Source organism: Cupriavidus sp. WS (genome assembly GCF_000395345.1).
GTDB classification, from domain to species: Bacteria; Pseudomonadota; Gammaproteobacteria; order Burkholderiales; family Burkholderiaceae; genus Cupriavidus; species Cupriavidus basilensis_B.
Genome location: NZ_AQPL01000094.1, coordinates 1 through 17,394 on the forward strand (window position 1 = coordinate 1; position 17,394 = coordinate 17,394).

Sequence of the window (17,394 nt, forward strand, 5' to 3'; positions counted from 1 at the left end):
CCGGCTGGTGGCCGGCGCGCGCCACTGGCGCCTGCACGCCTTCGTGCAGAGCTTCACCTATATCGTGTTCCCGGTGGTCGGCCTGGCGCTGATGTTCGGCCTGCGCCATATGCTGCCCGCCGAGCTGCTGCTGGGCGTGTTCTACCTGTGCGCGCTGCCGTCCACGGTGTCGTCGTCGGTGGCCATGACCTCGATGGCGCGCGGCAACGTGCCCGGCGCGATCTTCAACGCCACCATCTCCGGGCTGATCGGCATGGCCGCCACGCCGCTGCTGATGGGGCTGGTGATCAGCGCCAGCGGCGCTTCCATGCCGCTGGGCAAGGCGCTCATGGGCGTGGCGCTGCAACTGCTGCTGCCGTTCGCGCTGGGCCAGGCGGCCCGCCCGCTGATCGGCAACTGGCTGGTCAAGAACAAGCAGATCACCAACAAGATCGACCGCGGCGTGATCGTGCTGATCGTGTATTCCTCGTTCTGCGACGCCACCGCCGCCGGCCTCTGGCACAAGTACAGCTGGGAGACCATCGGCGCGGTGATGGCGCTGGCCGCCGTGCTGCTGCTGGTGATCCTGGCCACCACCACCTTCACCGCGCGCCGCCTCGGCTTCTCGGTGGAAGACGAGATCACGGCGGTGTTCTGCGGCTCCAAGAAGAGCCTGGCCAACGGCATCCCGATGGCCAAGATCCTGTTCGCCGGCCACCCGGCGCTGGGCCTGCTGGTGCTGCCGCTGATGGTCTACCACCAGTTGCAGCTGATCGTCTGCTCGGTGATCGCCTCGCGCTACGCCAACCGCGACACGCTGCCCGGCACGGCCACCGCGCGCGCGTAAGCACCGCGCTCGATGCAGAACGGCCGGCATTTGCCGGCCGTTCTGCTTTGTGCTGCTGGTGTTCTCCCCTGTCAGGACATGGCGCAGCCTTGGGAGTCGCTAGGCGGTTCCTTATCAATGACTTCCGCCATACTCAGGTGCTGCAGGACGTGTGCCATATCTTTCGTGTTCCGGCCCGTGTGCAAATACAACCGCCAGCGGGGCGAAGGTCCGAAGTGCTGCAATGCCTTGAGTACCAGTTGCGCGCACTCACGTGCCGGGCGGCGGATGGTCATGGGCCAGTCGTAGATCGCATGGCGGTAGTGGAAGGTCCGTATCGTCATTGAGGCCGCCGCAAATGGCAGGAAATGAGGAGGCTCAAGGCCACGGATAGCGCTTCCAAATCGCCGGCATAGATCCGCACCTGGTCCTCGGTGAGCACCGCTAGTGCATCGGCGCCCGAGTCCCTTTCATGCCCGCGAAAGGTCGAGGCATACGCTAACGCCTTCATCGCCAACGCGATGTGTCCCTGCGCGCCGTTGGCGTTGTCGATAACGCGCAGAGCCCGGTCGGCGGGATTGGATTGCGCTGGCACGCGCCCGGTCCGGCCTGCTACCGTCTCCAACTGGTGCCGTATGAGCCAGACGTAGTACTGGGGGCGGCTCGCAACCGGTAGCGGCGGCGACACCCCACCCGGTGCGTAAGAAGCGAAGCGCCGTGCATCCGCCTCGCGCACAGTCGGCAATCTGGTCTTCAGCCGCAACGCACCTTTCACAATTTCAGCGGCACCACTGCTGATGACGCGGGCACAGAGTGCGGCTTCCTTTTCCGTCGAAGCGTTCGGTGCCGCATGCGAGAGTGACACGCACAGTACCGCGAGTACTGCCGCAGCTCCGATCCTCCCTGCGACCTTCATCATGCGCCTCCGCGCTTGGCCTTGCCTTTGTTCTTGACCGCAGGCGACGGCGCGACCACGGCAGCGCCATTCTTGCCGACCAGAAAAATGCGTGGCGCCACCCGCAGCCCCGGCAGCGCGAGCATGTCCAGCGGACCGGCGCCGGCCTCGGCGCGAATCAAGAACCGCATCATGAGAGGCTTGCGCTGTGGCAGGTCGGATTTGTCGTCCGGGTTGGCGCGCGTGTCAAGCACCGCCGGCCAACTGATCTGGTACGTCGCCGCATCAACCCGCTCGACGTCGCCGCGCGCCAGCATGCGCAAGAATGCGAAGCGCCCGTAATATTCGTAGTTCTTGTTGGTGCCGGCCGTCAGGGTCTGCCACTGCAGGATCGTGCCCGGCTCCTGCAGGGTGTTGGCGGGCCACGTCATGCGTTGCCAGGTTTCACGCTGGTTGTAATAGTGCAGCTTCTGTCCGTCGATGGTCAGCTTCGTATCGGTGAGTCCCGGCGTCGCGATCGGTTTGACTTCGAAGTGGTACTGCGGATCCCCCTGAACCAGCATGTGGGTGGCGACATGTTGCAGCGCATTGAGGAATTTGAGGAACTGAGGATCGAAGGTGACCCCGTGCGCGCCGGCGGCAGGCACCCACTCATTACCCCGCAACTCCAGCACCCCCGCGAGTTCAGTAGCCAGGAAGGCAGGAATAACGCCGCCCTGCGGACGCATGAACCGCGCGAATTCTGGCAACGAGGCGTCGTTAGCCGTGTTGGCGAACGGATAGCGGCCCGCAAACGTCCTGTCCCAGTCTGGCACCACGAAGCGCTGCCAGGCCTCGTTCAGACTCGCCTGCGCGGGCAGCACGATAGTCTGCGTGGCCTGCACGACCGGCTGCACGAACAGCGCTTCGCCCATGTTCGCCCACTCCGCGCCGAGGCTGGCCGAGACCAATTGCCCGTAGGCTTGCGTGTCGGCCAGATCGGAACTCTTACCCTGGAACAGCGTCTGCGCCATCTGCCGCGCCTGCTCGGCCCCATCGGCGCCACTGTTGACTTGCTGCAGGTGCAGCCGCAAGGCGGTGATGCGGTCGAGATAGCGCTGCAGGCTCAGATCGCTGTTGCCGCCTTGCCCCGCTTGGGCAGCCTGTCCCATCAGGCGCAGCACCGGACCAAACGCCGCATCCAGCGGGGCAAGCGGGGCGGCCTTGGTGCTGTCGGGGGCGTCGTCCTTCTTGCCTAGGATATCCTTGGCCTTGTTCGCCAGCGTATCCGACAGCGAAGCCTTCTGCACCCCCGCGGCGCCCTGATAAGCAAGCGACTTCATCAGCGCGATCACCGGCGACTGGCGCGCGTCGGCCAACAGCTTGAGCTGGTCAATGGCGGCGGGCAAAGTGCCTGCCGATTCCCACTGCAGGTTGTTCATGAAGTCCTGCCAGCGCTGGGCGTAGTCGGCGAAGTACTGCTCGGTCAGGGCTGCGTGCAGCTCGGCGGCGGACTTGTCGGGGGCGGCGCTGGCCGCCTTGCCGCCAGCCAGTACCCAATCGGTGGACACGTCGCGACGCTTGGCGGCAGCGTCAATCGCATCGGCGACATAGCCCTCATAGGCCTGGCGTGTGAAGATGCCCGGCACCACCGTCGAGGACCGCAGCAGCCCACGCGCCTCCGTGCCAGCCGTGAGTGACGGCAGCGTCAAGTCGGGGTACTTGTTGCCAGCACCGTTCACGATGCCCTGGTACAGCGTATCCTGCGCGTTGCGCGCACCGATCACCGCCAGCAGCGTCTGGCGTGCCCCGGCCACTAGCGCGGGGCGGGGCTCGATCCTCCAGTCCGGGTGGTCCTTCAGGTGCTGCGCGTAGAACTTGAACAGGCGCTCGGCCAGGTCCTGTTTCTCTCCCCGCGTGATATGGGCCTCGGTGGACCAGTCCTGCGGAAGGCGCTTGGCAAGGAAACCGGGCTCAACCCGCTCCGGGTGGGCAAGCATCAGGTAGGCCTTGAGACCATCCCGCCCGGCAAGCGCCCACTGGCTGGTCTTGTCATCCAGCGTTGTGGTCTGCAACTGCGCGAGGTCCACCAGCGACGCTTCCTGATTCTGTTGGATCGGGATAATCAGTAGCCGGCGGGAGGCCTGCGCGTAGGGCTCCCACAGGGCGGCGAGTACTTCGGCGTCACGGTTCAGGCCGAAGCGGGTCAGCCACGGCGCGTGGTGCTGCGTGCGGTATTCATAGCGCTCTATCTGCTTCTGCAGGGCCAGCAATGCATGCAGACCCTGGGCAGGTTTGGTTGCCGTCTGGATGGCGTGAATCGCTTGCTGAGCCTCACTCAGGTCCGCACTATTGCGCAGACCGGACACGACCATGCCTGCGGTCCACAAACCAATCGATACGAAAGCCAGCACCGTCAGCACTAGCACCGGATGAATGCCAACCCGACGACTGCGATACTGGCCGGCATGCTCGCCAATCTGCCGCCAGGCGGGCAGTACCGATGCCGGCAGCAGGTGGTGAGCTTCCGATGCGTGCATAGCGACCGCCGAAGGCGCGGGCTCACCGGGCGCATCCTCGGCGGGCTCGGGCATCGGCAGGACGGCCCCGGCATAGATGGGGGCGAACATCACGCCGGCCAGCGGGCCGCGCCGCCAGTGCGACGTGTCCCAGGCCGCCCAACTGGCCGCGATGCGCGCGCGCTGTTTGCTGATGTACGCCGACATGTAGGCTACGAGCGGCTGGCGGGTGCCCTCGTAGCAGCGTTGAACCCCCAGTTCGACGGCGTGGGCCTCCAAGGACGCCAGCGCCGTGTCGATACGGCCACCAGCAGCCCCGGCACGCCGGCTGCCAGTGTCCGCGACAAAGGCCCCGAAGGCCTCGAACTGGTCAGGCCGCCGGCCCTGCACAGGAACCGGATGCAGGAACACGACCGGCGCGGCCCGGCCTAACGTGGCTTGCAGGGTGTTGATCGCGCGCAGCGGTTCCGTATCCGATGCGGCACCGACCTGCACAATGACATCGACCGGACGGCGGCATCGCAACTGGCGCAGTTGCTTGCGCCATAGGGCAGGCTCAATGCCTGTCGGCGACGAATGCACGAGGATGGCGTCATCGGTACGCCACACGCCCGCGTGCTGGAGGCCCGGTGCAACGGACTGAATGGCCGCATCCTCACCGCACAGCATCAGCCACGGCACGCGATTGCGCCACCGCCAGCCCAGCAGGAAGCGCAATTCCTCATACGCCTGCTGCAGACGCAGGTCTCGCTTGGGAGCCTTGGCCGTGACCGTCTTGTCGCCCGATTCCTTGGCAAAACGTCGGCGAGACATGGGGATAACCCCGAGGATCACGGCGGTGTAGAGCGCCAGCGAGATGCCGCATGCGCCGGCAATCCAGAGCAGCCAGGTGATCTTGGCCTCCAGCGTCGTGATACCAAGCACGTCCCCCTTCGTCCACACCGCGATAGCGAAGACCACGGCGACCACAAACACGAAGAGGGGGATGGCCCATGGCGTCAGCGCTTTGGGCGCCTCCTTGGAGCCGGAGGCGAGGGCCTGCAGATTATTGGTCGGTGTCGTCATGGACAGAAGGAAAGACGTAAAGAATGGCGGCCTGGTTGCCGTCCACGATGAGTTGGGGGCCTTGTGCGTGCGACTCGACGGCCGCCGCGATGGACATCCACGCATTGATGAGGCCAGCGTTTCCCACCAGCCGATCCAGACGGTGTTGAGCTTCGGTCTGCGCGATACGCTCAAGCGTAGCGGCCTTGCAAGCCGTCGGCCACGCCCTGTCGTGATCGCTGTCGGGGCTGGAAATCCAGGCCTGCTGCACCGCTGCCGACTCCGTACGTCCCCACTTCAGGGCATTCATGAGTAGATGGTCCAGGGCGCGGGCTTCGCCCTTCAGCGGACGATGGAGCTTCCCGAGAACCGTGACGGGCTCTGGCACCTTGTAGTAGCCGGCATTGAGCAGCACGGCGACGCAACCTTCGGTGCTGCCAGCCGGCGGGTCCTGCTCGTACCATTCGACCGCGACCACCAGCAGGGGGCGGCGGTCACGCGCGTCTAGCCAGGCATCGGCCACCATGAGGCGGTCGGAAACTGGCTCAGTCCGGCATTCGAGCTGAGACAAACCCGCTTGTGCCAGCGCGTCCCGCACCTGCTGCAACCGCAAGCTGGCCACCTCGTCGCGGGCAAGCACGCGGACGACCGGCGCGAATACTGGTCCATACTGCGATAGCGCCGTCAGACTTGCTGCGAGGGGGACCAGCGCTTCGCCGATCTTGAGCGTCACAGTAGCCACCTGCCGGCTTTCTGCTTCTTGAGCTTCGTTATCCGCAAAGGAATGGGCCACCGGGAGGTCTGACACATTACCCTCGTCAAACCGGCTGTGCACGACCATGCTTGGCCCTTTGCGCGCCTTCTGCGCCTTCTGCACGGACTGCCCAGCCGCGACGACGCTAGCGAGAGTCTGACCGCCGACGGGCAGGCAGTACCCGATCCCCAGCACTTGCAGCGGCTGTTGCGCCTGGACTTGTTTCTTGTCCTTCCACTCCTGCCGGACGACGTTGTCGCCATAAGCACGAAACCAGTGTAATTCGAAGGGAAGGCGAACCAGCGAGAGCGCCAGCAAGTAGGCCAGACTGGGGATGCCGGCGGCGCAAAACCAGAAACCGAACCCTTTGGCGGGCCGACTGACCGGCCAAAAGAGAATGACGAGTGCCGCCCCGAGCGTAGCGAACGCGACCCAGATAAGAAGCCATGGCACCAGTCGCGGGCCTTGCTTCGGGTAAGGCCTGGCCGCCGCCGCTGGCGTCAAGTCAATCGGCATGCATCAAGCGATATGGACATTCAGCAGCGACGAGATCAGGCGGCAACCACAGGCGCAGCAGTGGCGGTGCATCGCCACGGGCTTGCCATCCTGATCGGGAAAGCCGTCGTCGCCTTCGGCAATTGTGGTCGGACCGTGACGGGCGCATAGGGCAGCATCGCCCTTGCGGGCGAGCGGGCGACCCATGAATTCCATGGTGGGCGAGGCGCTGGTGACCTGGCCACCGTCTTCCAGGGCGTCACCGAGACGGATGGGGAATTTCATTTTCCGTTGTGGTTCCCTTGTGGATATGTGAAACACACTTTCGGCTCATTGTCAGCCCAATATGTGCTAATTAGCCTCCTATTTTTCTTGTCCACTTTCAGGTTAACAAACTCATCACCGCACGCCGGAAAATACTCACCAAATCTCCCCGTACCTCTAGAAAAAAGAAATACCCTATGGATTGTATAAGTACCCTTCCCCTCATCCAGATACCATAGCGAAAAATCGGTATTGCCGTCGAAATTATAATCGCCGACCCCCAAATTAACGCTACCTGGATTACCAACATAAAGGTTGCCCTCAGTATTATTGCATTTCCTTCCACCACAGATATTTATGGAGACCAGATTGCCATCGATAGCTATGACCGCGACTACTCCCGGGGTTGGGCTGAATTTAATCTCCTGCCCAGTTTTGGCATTGCAGCATGCGATTGATAGCCATAACATCCAAAATGATAGTATTTCTTTCATGATCTAGAGTGCCACCTCCATAATTGCGATTTCTGTTTTATTTTTCAATTTTTGTTACGCTAGATGTGGCACTGCCACCAGCCGGCAACGGGGTATCAATAAACTCGACAGACTCAAGAATTGCCTTGATCCGGTCAAGGTCATTGCGCCCTTTGCGGTCTGCCAGCCATTCGACAACCGTGTATCCACACAATGCACGGGCATCGCGGACAAGGCAGAAATGAAAAACACGAGCCTGCGTTCGTTCGTCACCCGTAGTGGCATCTTCGGTATAGGTAATTCCAGTCCAGTTTTTTTCCTTTAGTGGGATTGTTCGAGCCTTCGCCTGTTCCTCGTATGGAACAAATTCAGGGCCATCGACGGGTCCGTACGTCCACCAGCGACCATCAACATACTTCCCATTCAGGGAGGAAGTAATCCTCTCTTCATTGGCTTCCACACAGAATAAACCGAAGCCTCCAGTCAGAAAGGATGACGGTCCAGTTATCGGTAGGTAATATGAGCCCTGTTGGGGTGGAGAGCTATCAGGGTGAGCCTCCCGGAATTCCCCTCCAAACATGTTGGCAATCCTGAAGCGGCATGGGCCGACAACATGTTCTGCTGTCGTTGTTTGTTTGAGCAAATTCGGAGGCGAGTTCTCCACAGCGGCAGTACCGATTGATGGTGTGGCCATCAAGCCTGCAATACAAAGCCTAATAATCAATTTCGTCAATCGGATAGGCGAATGCATTGGAGATCAGTTCGAATTATTAATAATAATTTTTAAGTCTTCAAGTATATTGATAATACAAAAAACCTCATTCTTCGTGAGTCGATTAATATTTCCGATCTCCATTGAGAAACAGGAAAAACCAGGAACTTCCGGGCAGACAAGAAAATATTCTGGTATCGCGCTCTTTTCACCATCCCCGAAGAGACTGTTTACGTAAGCTATGGTCCCCGCAAAATTATCCGCACGATAATTTCGTTGCCATGAGACGATGCGCGCATATCTTCCCCCCAAGTCTTCGGCCTCTATTTCTTCTTTTGCTGTTAGGTTGTTATGTTTCTTGCTGTTGGCAGTTGAATTAACTTCACCTGATTCAATATTCTCGATCGATGTAGCCTTATGGCACCCGAAACTAAGATGTCCATGGATTTTCCGACCAGCGTCATCAATCAACAAGTTAAAATCAAAAACCGATGATTTCTCAAGCTCCTTTATGTCGAAAGAATGGATTCTTGAGATGATTGATGGACCGACCTCATAACCGCAGCTATCCCTAAGTTTAGCTATCGCCTTTCTTGAATCATTGCCTGTTTGCGCCCCCGAAATTCCAAAGATCAAGGCGAGCACTGAAAAAATAAATAACCTAATCATAGATCACTTCTCCTTTCAAAAATTTCAGGAGTTAAATTTTGTGCGCCATCTTGTGCCGGAAACGGGTGGCCATCGCACAGAATCACCACTGCATTCGCGAAAGAGGTAGATCGATCAATCAAGCCATTCATGTTGGGTGGATTTTGCCCGGTTGCGCCAGGGTAATTCACTGCTGTAGCACAATTCGTAAATAACTGATTGTAGTACCAAATTTTTGGCCCATGATCTGTATTCACGGTGCGACGCTGGTTGCCCATAACGATGGCGACATCATCGGCGTAAGTGTTAGCACTGTCCACTTGAGGTCGATTGGGATTTTGCTCGGTAGGTGCTGATTTTTTTGACCAAATCCAATAGGCGCCAGCACTTTGGCTTGCGTGGAATGAATTTACTCCAAGTTCATCTCTCCACGCAATCTCTTGCACATTTGCGGGAGTTTCCGGATGGCGCCCCATGAATTTAAAATATTTATAGTAGTTATTATTTCCACCATTTAAATTTCCATTTGGATTGGTTAACTGCAAAAATCCACGACCATACCATCCAGCGTGAAGATTTGGGGTTGCCCCACCGGATTCCCTGAGATCTCGAAACCATCCTGTTTCTTGCGTAGAATTCCCAAAAAAACAAGCCTGTCTTATTGATGATGTTATTAAATATTTTCGCAATGCATTATTAAGTTCAGTGTAGTGCTTGTTAATAAAAGGCCTGTTAAGCGGTACGGTCTCGAAATAACTTTGACTTGGGAAATTATGCGACCCAGGTTTTCTGACGATTTTTGCCGGAACTAATTGATAGATCTCCCGCTTCGCCAGCCAACTACACTTCCTGAAATGCCCGATGAACGCCAGAGGGTGGAAGAACCAGAATTTCTTGCCGCCGCCCAGTGCGGTCTTCTCCAGAAACTGCAATTGCGTGTGAAACGCGATGAACTTGTCGTACCCGTTGGGGTCGATGTCCTTGCGCTTGCCAAAGAAGCCATCCGGATCCTTCAGACGCCTGTAACGCACCTCGTTGCCGGTGGCATCCCACTCGCTGGGGGCATGGCAAACAAAGCCCCTGAGCGCCTTGCGCACTGAATCGTTGCCCTGAACGTAGGCGGAAAGGATATCTTCATGCTTATACTCAGTCGCCTCGTGTTGCTGCTGTGGCGTCTCCTGGTCTTCCACATCATTGACGATCTTGCGCAGCGCATCGTAATCGCACAGACCATCTTCACTGAATGGTGTATTTCCCTCCTCGATCTTCTGCCAGCCCATGAAGAACGGGAAATCCGCATCGGACAACTTCTGCACCGCATCCTGGCTGATATCGATATAGCCCTGTTTGCCTGATTCGAACGTCACTGCCATCCATGTCGTTTGGGGCGCAACTGGAAGGGATGAATGGTCGCTCAAAATGCGGCCGAAACGCATCAACTCATAGCCATCGCTCGGGCGTGCCGGATATAAGGTGGTCGCCCGGTCATACAGCGTGTACTCGTAATTTTGAAACGGGTCTTGAACCGGCTGGTCGCCGGTCAAGCAGGTCAGCGAACCGTCCTTTTCTAGCCAGGAGCGCGTGTAGCGCTGGCCCTTGTGGAAGTACGCCTCGACATACAGATTTCCCTCCGTAAGTATTCCCGACTGCTTCTCGGGAAAATAGGCAGCATGGGCTACCTGGTCGGGTGGCGTACTGTAAAAGGTCTGCCCGGTTGGAATCACAAAGTAACTGTGCCCCCAGTAGTCTTTCGAATCCGGTGTCGCGGGGGTCTGGTTGCCCAGTTGAACGGTGTGCCCGATCTGATCGAACCACGCAGTGAAATCTTCCTCCGTCATGAAGATTTCGAAGTGCAGGTGCGGCTGACCGTGGCATTTTCCGTAGTAACCGAGGATGTCCTTTCGATATACCTTCTTATTGACGGGAGTTTGCACGCCATTGGTGTCATCCGCCAACCACTTGGCCATCGCGGATGAAGACCCGACTTCCGGCAGATTTGGTGCCCCTATCACAGGCTGGAGACTATCGACATCCAGCAAGTGCATATACAAGGAATAGAAGGTAAGGCTCCGTCCTTCCCCCGTCTCGGTCTTGTGCTTGAGCAGCACAAAGCCCGTATTGGAATTCAATGCATCGGCACCGTGATCGTCCGTTTGTCCGTCGCAAATCGCTTTTTGCGCAACCCTGTAGGCCACCACCTCCCCATCGGCAATGGCACGCACCGCCTCATTCTGATAGTTGGGCATAAGATGAACACCGCAGTGCCAGCGACGGTCAAAGGCAACCGGATAGACGCCGTGATGGGGCAATTCAAAGCCATCGACTGCGTCCATCATCGGATCGGGCTTGAGTGGATCGTCGGATGTCAGACCATTGGCGGGCAAGAACGGAGGACTGATGATCATGGTTAGTTCGACGAGATGTACTGATTGGGGACCTTCAGGCGGCTTTTCGGCAGCGACGGCACTGGCAGAGACTGATTGCCTGGACCTTCGAACTTGAAGGAAGCGGCCTTGATCTTGAAGTCGCCCGGACAGATGATTTCAACACTACCGTTCTCGATCTTCACGCAGGCGCCGCCGCTCGCCAGAACGGCCTTCTTGCTCGCGTTGATCAGCACATCCGCGTTGGCGCTGGCGATATGCACCTGCTTGTCCGCATAGAGATCCAGACCATCGGTCTGCGCCTGGATTTCGACATTGCCCTTCGCGGCCAAGATCTTGATCCCGAGTCTTGAGGCAAACAGCGACAACGCATCGCCAGCAGCAATCGCAATCTTTGCAATGGCGCTGACGTTGAAGCCCGCCTTGGTGGCAACGTTCACATCTCGCCCGGCAGCAAGCGATACCCGGTCCGGTGTCGTGATGGCCACCCCATTTGGGGCCGCCAGCATCATGACTGCCTGTTTGAGGTCGTTGAGACTATCGCGCAACCATGCGTTCTCCGCCTTCAAGTCGGCGATCTCCGCTTTGGATTGACTGGCCGCGTTCCCCAATCCCTGCGCCTGAGCCAAGATCGAGCGCATTTCGTTCATGGCCGCCACCATTTCCGTCTGCGGGGTGCTGGCTGGCTGCGTCCAAGCTGTGAACAGCAAGCCGCGTCCGCCCCGGACCGTCCCCTTCAGATTGCTGCGGAGCTCAAAGCCTTCCCCGCGCTGCTTCTTCTTGCTGTCAACCAGATGACCGAGGTTCAACTGGGTCTTGCCACCGTACTCGGTGGACAGCTTGATGCCTTCCTGGCCCTCCCAGTCCTCGAAGCGCAGCTTGTTATTGCTCTGCGTATGTATGACGTTGCGCGACAGCCACCGATCCTGATTGGTGATCAGGTCCGTGTGCTGACTGTTGTGCTGGACGTGCGCGATATACGGCTTGTTCGGGTTCCCGTCGCGAAAGGCCACGTCCACGTAGGTACCGTCGATCAGCGGGAAGTGAAATCCCGTCTGCTGCGCCCCCGCGAACGGCTTTGCGAGCCATAGCGGCACGCTCTCGCCGCCGTTGGGCCATTCGTCAAAGTCAAAATCGAAGCGGACGATGTACTGACCCTGCTGCGTTAGGTAGGCATACTTGTACTCCCCCGGCGAGGTGATGCGGGCACTTAGCGTGCCGGCAATACGCGGCCAGTTGGCCTCGTTCAGCGGCAAGCGGAAACGCCGGTCGGACGGAATGGCCTTGTAGGTATTGCGGTAGGCGGCGTCGCGGGCGCCCGTGTGGATGACCTCGGTGATGACGTGGCCGTTGGGCGCGTCGGGCAGCGCCAGATCCACGCGCAGGATGCACGCCGGACACAGCGCCAGCACGTTGCTCTCGCCCGCGTAAACTAGCTGTTCGGCGTACTTCGCCTCATGGCGCAACCCCGCTTCCCACTTGGCATCATCGAAGTCTAGGTGGTGCGTGCCGTAGACATAGGACTGGCCGTAAGTGGTCTTCTCCTGGCGTGCGACGTTGGCCTCGCCGGTGGGGCGCTCCCACGCCTTGTCGGGATTGAAGTCCGCCACCCGGAACGATTCGGGGATCGTCTTGGCATGGGTCTTGATTGAGAACAACGTCTCCTGGCCCGACTCCAGTCCCGCCGTCTCGCGGTACGGCACGCGCAGTTCCGGCTGGTAGAGATAGTGGTCGATGTCGTCGCCGAACACGATCATCTCGCCGAACTTCCCCGGGGTGAAATAGCAGTACAGGCCCTCCTGCTCCATCAGCAGCCGGATATAGTCCCAGTCCGAGGCACCATATTGCATGCGGAAGGCGTGCTGCGGATACGTGCGTCGCGTCTTGAAGACGAACTGATGGCCCTTGAGGTCATGGCGGCGCAAGATTGCCTCGATGATCTGCGGCGCGGTCTGCTGCTGGTAGATACGGCTGGCACGTGTGAGCTTGAGGCGTGCAACCAGCGGCTCGACTACGATCTCGTAGCCGCAAAAGTCGCGGGTCTGTCGGGTTTCGCTGAAGTGCGTGATACAGCCGGCGAACTTGCGCGGCTCGCTGCCATCGGCGGGGTCAATCAGGAAAGTGGCGTCGCGGTTGAGGTAGTCGGCTCGGTCGAGTACCAGCGGGTGCGTGAACTGGATGGTGACAGTGTAGGGCTCGCCCATCCGCTCCACCGCCTCAAAGGACACCACCGACAGCACGGCGGCACTTGCGGTCCCTGGTACTTCGATGTGATACGCTTGGCGCCCCGTGGTCAGCACGTTAAGCGCCTGAGCACCGATTGCCTTGAATTCAGCAAAACCCTCTGCCATCGTTGTTCACTCCGTTTCGCCAGACCGTTAGGCTTGGTGCTTCGTGCCAGGTTGGACATTCGCGGTCGCAGTCAGTCAATGACCGGCTATCTTGCGAGGCTATCGTTGTGCCCGCAATCACGATGTATCAATACGTGTGGAATGCTACGAAAAGGGCGTCTGGCGGTAAATCAGACGATTCCTGAAATGCGCGATGAAATTCAGGAATCGGAATTAAAAGAAATTGAATTCATGCCGGGATGCCCAATGGTAAGGACATGCGCGTCGAATGAGTGCATAGGGAATGCCGCCACACGTTGCAGTTTTTCACAATGCGTGGGGTGCAAACGACAGTCGCTCAGTGCGCCCGGCACTCGCACAGGTAGCCCAGCACGTCCCAGGGCTCGACGTTGACGGAGTCGCCTTCGAGCGTAACCTGGATGCAGGCGCACATCGCGTCGGCGTAACCGATGCGGTACGGTCACACACCATCAATCAGATAGAGGGAAGGCGCCACGCGATGTGTTCCATCGGGCAGGTGCGGTATTGGCGTTCAGTCAGGTTCTTCATCGGGTAGGCTCCCGACTTGTCTACAAACCGTGGGACAATTTTTCGACACTGCGTTTTACAGCGGTTGCAATGACGTTCACTATAAATCCATATAAATCAATAAATTACAGTGCCTGCAACCCTGATAGTAGGCCAAATTTGCGGGCTACTCTCTCCCGCAAGCGGGAGAGAGTAGCAAACCCTCGTCACCGGAAAACTCGTCAGCGACCCGCGGCCGGCATTTGCCGGCCGTTCTGCTTTCCGGGCGGGACGCCGCCTTACACCGACGGGTTCTTCGACAGCGGCGGATTGCGCGCGAAGTAGTTGCGGATGCCGCGCAGGATGGCGTTGGCCAGTTGCTCCTGGTGGGCTTCGTCGTTGAGCTTGCGCTCTTCCTCCGGGTTGCTGATGAAGGCGGTCTCGACCAGGATCGAGGGGATGTCCGGCGCCTTCAGCACGGCGAAGCCGGCCTGCTCCACGCTGCCCTTGTGCAGGCGGTTGATGCCGCCGATCTCCGACAGCACGGCCTTGCCGACCTGCAGGCTGTCGTTGATCTGCGCGGTGGTCGACAGGTCCAGCAGCACGCGCGCGACCTGGGCGTCCTTGTTGCCCATGTTGGCGCCGCCGATCAGGTCGGAGGCGTTTTCCTTGTTGGCCATCCAGCGCGCGGCGCTGCTCGAGGCGCCGCGCTCGGACAGCGCGAACACCGAAGCACCCTTGGCCTCCGGCGACAGGAAGGCATCGGCGTGGATCGACACGAACAGGTCGGCCTGCACGCGGCGCGCCTTCTGCACGCGCACGTTGAGCGGCACGAAGAAGTCGGCGTCGCGCGTCATCATGGCGCGCATGTTGGGCTGCGCGTCGATCTTGGCGCGCAGGCGGTGGGCGATCTGCAGCACCACGTCCTTCTCGCGCGAGCCGGCCGCGCCGGTGGCGCCCGGGTCCTCGCCGCCGTGGCCCGGGTCGATGGCCACCGTCAGCAGGCGGCGCATCTTGAACGGGCGGTCGACGGGCGGATTGTTGGCGGGCAGCGCCGGCGGCGCGCTGTTCTGCGCCAGCGGCGGCGCGGACTGGGCGGACGGCGCTGCCTGGGGCGCGGGCGGCCGGGGCCGGATCGCGGCCATCGGCGGCATGGCCGGCACCGGGTTGGCGCCCTTGTCCTCGAACCGGCGCACCAGCGCGCCGATGGCGTCTTCCTCGCCGGTGGCGGGCGCGCCGGAGACGGTGTCGGCGCGGTCCGCGCCGGCCGGCGGCTGCGCCGCGGCGAAGCGGCGCTGCTTGTCCTCGGTGTCGCGCACCAGCTTCCACAGCGGGTCGGGCGGGTTGACCGGGTAGAGGTCGAACACCAGGCGGTTGCGGTAGTTGCCGATCGGCGCCAGCGTGAACACCTGCGGCGAGACGTCTTCCTTCAGGTCGAACACCAGCCGCACCACGCGCGGCCGGTTCTGGCCCACGCGCACGGTCTGGATGTACGGGTCGTTGGAGGTGATCTTGGCCACCAGCTCGCGCAGCGTGGGCGACAGGTCGAGGCCGTCGATGTCCACCACGAGGCGGTCGGGGCCGTGCACCATCTGGTGCACCGCGGCCAGCGGCGCGTCGGACTCGATGGTGACGCGGGTGTATTCCTCGGCGGGCCAGACCCGCACGGCGACGATGCCGGCACCGAAGGCGATCTGCGGTCCCGCCAGCGTCAGCACCACGGTGCCGGCGCCGGCCTTGAGGCACTGCGCCAGCCATTTGCGGCGGGCCAGCAGCAGTTCATCGGGGCGGTCGGTGGCGAGTCGCTTGATCAGCATGCGCAAAGCAGGGTAAGTCCAGTCTGAGTATAGGCACGAAGCGTGACCGTCCGGTGCTCCGCGGCATCGTCGGCGTCGCCCGTGTCCGATTGGAGCAACAGATGAAGGTCCGGTTCCCCGAGCAGGCGGCCGGCCTTCTCCGGCCATTCGACCAGGTTGAGGGCGGGTTCGGCAAAGCAGTCGCGGAAACCGGCATCGGCCCATTCCTCCGGGTCGGCGAAGCGGTACAGGTCGAAGTGGTAGACGGTCAGCGGCGAGCCGTCGGCGCGCGCGACCTGGTACGGCTCGCACAGCGTGTAGGTCGGGCTGCGGACCTTGCCCGGGTGGCCGAGCGCGCGCAGGATCGCGCGCGACAGCGTGGTCTTGCCCGCGCCGAGATCGCCCGAGAGCTGCACGTGCACGGTTTGCGGCGGCAGCACGCGCACGGCGCCGGCCAGCGCCGCGCCGAGCCGCGCGGTGGCGGCTTCGTCGGGCAGGGTCAGGGTGCGTTCTTCGAGCAGGGGCATTGCGTACAATTCGGGAATGATCGACCGAGCCACCGGCGCGCCCGCCACCTCACCCCTTCCTGCCAGCGGCGGCGCCGGCCTGGCTACGCTGGTGCGCTCGATCCGGGCGTGGGGCGCGGAGCTGGGCTTCGACGCGGTCAGCATCGCCGACGTGGACCTGAGCCGGGCGGAAGCGGGGTTGATGGCGTGGCTGGCGCAGGGCTACCACGGCGACATGGATTATATGGCGAACCACGGCCCGCGGCGCGCCCGCCCCGCGGAACTGGTGCCCGGCACCGTGCGCGCGATCGTGGCCCGCATGCCCTACCTGCCGGCCGCCGGCGCCGACGACTGGCGCGCGCGCGAGCTGGCCCGGCTCGACGACCCCGCCACCGCGGTGGTCTCGCTCTATGCACGCGGACGCGACTATCACAAGGTGCTGCGCAGCCGCCTGCAGCAGCTGGCCAGCCGCATCGAGGCCGCCATCGGCCCGTTCGGCTACCGCGTGTTTACCGATTCGGCGCCGGTGATGGAGGTCGCGCTGGCCACGCAGGGCGGCCTGGGCTGGCGCGGCAAGCACACGCTGCTGCTCGACCGCGAGGGCGGCTCGATGTTCTTCCTCGGCGAGATCCTGGTCGACGTGCCGTTCCCGGCCGACCCGCCGGCCGAAGCCCATTGCGGCAACTGCCGCCGCTGCATCGACATCTGCCCCACGCAGGCCATCCTCGCGCCCTACCGGCTCGACGCGCGCCGCTGCATTTCCTACCTGACCATCGAGCACAAGGGCGCCATCCCCGAGCCGCTGCGCGCGCCGCTGGGCAACCGCGTGTACGGCTGCGACGACTGCCAGCTCGCGTGCCCGTGGAACAAGTTCGCCCACCGCGCCACGCTGCCGGACTTCGACGTGCGCAACGGCTTCGACGCGCCCGACATGGCGGCGCTGTTCGGCTGGACCGAGGCGGAATTCAGCCAGCGCCTGGAAGGCAGCCCGATCCGCCGCATCGGCCACGAGCGCTGGCTGCGCAATCTCGCGGTGGGGCTCGGCAACGGCCTGCGCGCGGCCTGCGAGCGCGGCGACGCGGCGCTGGCCGCGCGCATCCGCGCCGCGCTCGGCGCGCGCCAGGCCACGGCCAGCCCGCTGGTGCGCGAGCACATCGACTGGGCGCTGGCGCAGGAAGTGGGCGCCGCGGCGCCGGCCTGCGCCGCGGACTGAAACCCGCTTGAGCATGCCGGATCGGACCGAAGCCGCCGGCGGGCCGCGC

13 protein-coding genes are annotated in these 17,394 nt (G+C 61.5%); 2 read left to right on the plus strand and 11 right to left on the minus strand.

The window, feature by feature from the left end; translation table 11 throughout:
• A partial coding sequence (locus tag K206_RS37860; RefSeq protein ID WP_020202143.1) for a bile acid:sodium symporter family protein occupies positions 1-826 on the plus strand: 826 nt, incomplete at its 5' end.
• A 319-nt stretch (positions 827-1,145) separates the two neighbouring features.
• On the opposite strand, the gene K206_RS42745 is transcribed toward K206_RS37860, so the two are convergent.
• The 11 genes from K206_RS42745 to tsaE form a co-directional block, all read right to left on the minus strand.
• Positions 1,146-1,724 (minus strand): hypothetical protein, encoded by a 579-nt coding sequence (locus tag K206_RS42745; protein WP_155888011.1) that lies wholly within the window; start codon positions 1,722-1,724, stop codon positions 1,146-1,148.
• Complete coding sequence (locus K206_RS0109320) at positions 1,721-5,263, minus strand: ImcF-related family protein (protein WP_020202146.1); 3,543 nt, start codon at positions 5,261-5,263, stop codon at positions 1,721-1,723. Before K206_RS0109320 ends, K206_RS42745 begins: the two co-directional genes overlap by 4 nt.
• Positions 5,244-6,512, minus strand: a complete 1,269-nt coding sequence (locus K206_RS0109325; RefSeq protein ID WP_020423723.1) for a hypothetical protein — start codon at positions 6,510-6,512, stop codon at positions 5,244-5,246. Before K206_RS0109325 ends, K206_RS0109320 begins: the two co-directional genes overlap by 20 nt.
• Before the next feature lie 3 nt (positions 6,513-6,515).
• The gene (locus tag K206_RS0109330; protein ID WP_020202148.1) at positions 6,516-6,776 is read right to left on the minus strand and encodes a PAAR domain-containing protein; all 261 of its coding nucleotides are present in this window, start codon (positions 6,774-6,776) and stop codon (positions 6,516-6,518) included.
• Complete coding sequence (locus K206_RS42750) at positions 6,773-7,249, minus strand: hypothetical protein (protein ID WP_155888012.1); 477 nt, start codon at positions 7,247-7,249, stop codon at positions 6,773-6,775. Before K206_RS42750 ends, K206_RS0109330 begins: the two co-directional genes overlap by 4 nt.
• A gap of 37 nt (positions 7,250-7,286) precedes the next feature.
• Complete coding sequence (locus tag K206_RS43650; protein ID WP_196812857.1) at positions 7,287-7,688, minus strand: hypothetical protein; 402 nt, start codon at positions 7,686-7,688, stop codon at positions 7,287-7,289.
• Positions 7,689-7,985: 297 nt separating this feature from the next.
• Complete coding sequence (locus K206_RS42760) at positions 7,986-8,609, minus strand: hypothetical protein (RefSeq protein WP_155888014.1); 624 nt, start codon at positions 8,607-8,609, stop codon at positions 7,986-7,988.
• Entirely contained in the window at positions 8,606-10,993 is a 2,388-nt protein-coding gene (locus K206_RS41515) for a hypothetical protein (protein ID WP_081651363.1), read from the minus strand. The genes K206_RS42760 and K206_RS41515 overlap by 4 nt, the downstream gene beginning before the upstream one ends.
• 2 nt (positions 10,994-10,995) lie before the next feature.
• Entirely contained in the window at positions 10,996-13,323 is a 2,328-nt protein-coding gene (locus K206_RS0109340) for a type VI secretion system Vgr family protein (RefSeq protein WP_020202150.1), read from the minus strand.
• 806 nt (positions 13,324-14,129) lie between these two features.
• Positions 14,130-15,647: an N-acetylmuramoyl-L-alanine amidase gene (locus K206_RS0109350; protein ID WP_020202152.1), complete on the minus strand. Its 1,518-nt coding sequence runs from the start codon at positions 15,645-15,647 to the stop codon at positions 14,130-14,132.
• Complete coding sequence (tsaE, locus tag K206_RS0109355; protein ID WP_020202153.1) at positions 15,641-16,153, minus strand: tRNA (adenosine(37)-N6)-threonylcarbamoyltransferase complex ATPase subunit type 1 TsaE; 513 nt, start codon at positions 16,151-16,153, stop codon at positions 15,641-15,643. The genes K206_RS0109350 and tsaE overlap by 7 nt, the downstream gene beginning before the upstream one ends.
• Before the next feature lie 16 nt (positions 16,154-16,169).
• Between tsaE and queG the strand changes: the two genes are divergently transcribed.
• Complete coding sequence (gene queG / locus K206_RS37865; protein WP_020202154.1) at positions 16,170-17,345, plus strand: tRNA epoxyqueuosine(34) reductase QueG; 1,176 nt, start codon at positions 16,170-16,172, stop codon at positions 17,343-17,345.
• Positions 17,346-17,394: the final 49 nt, after the last annotated feature.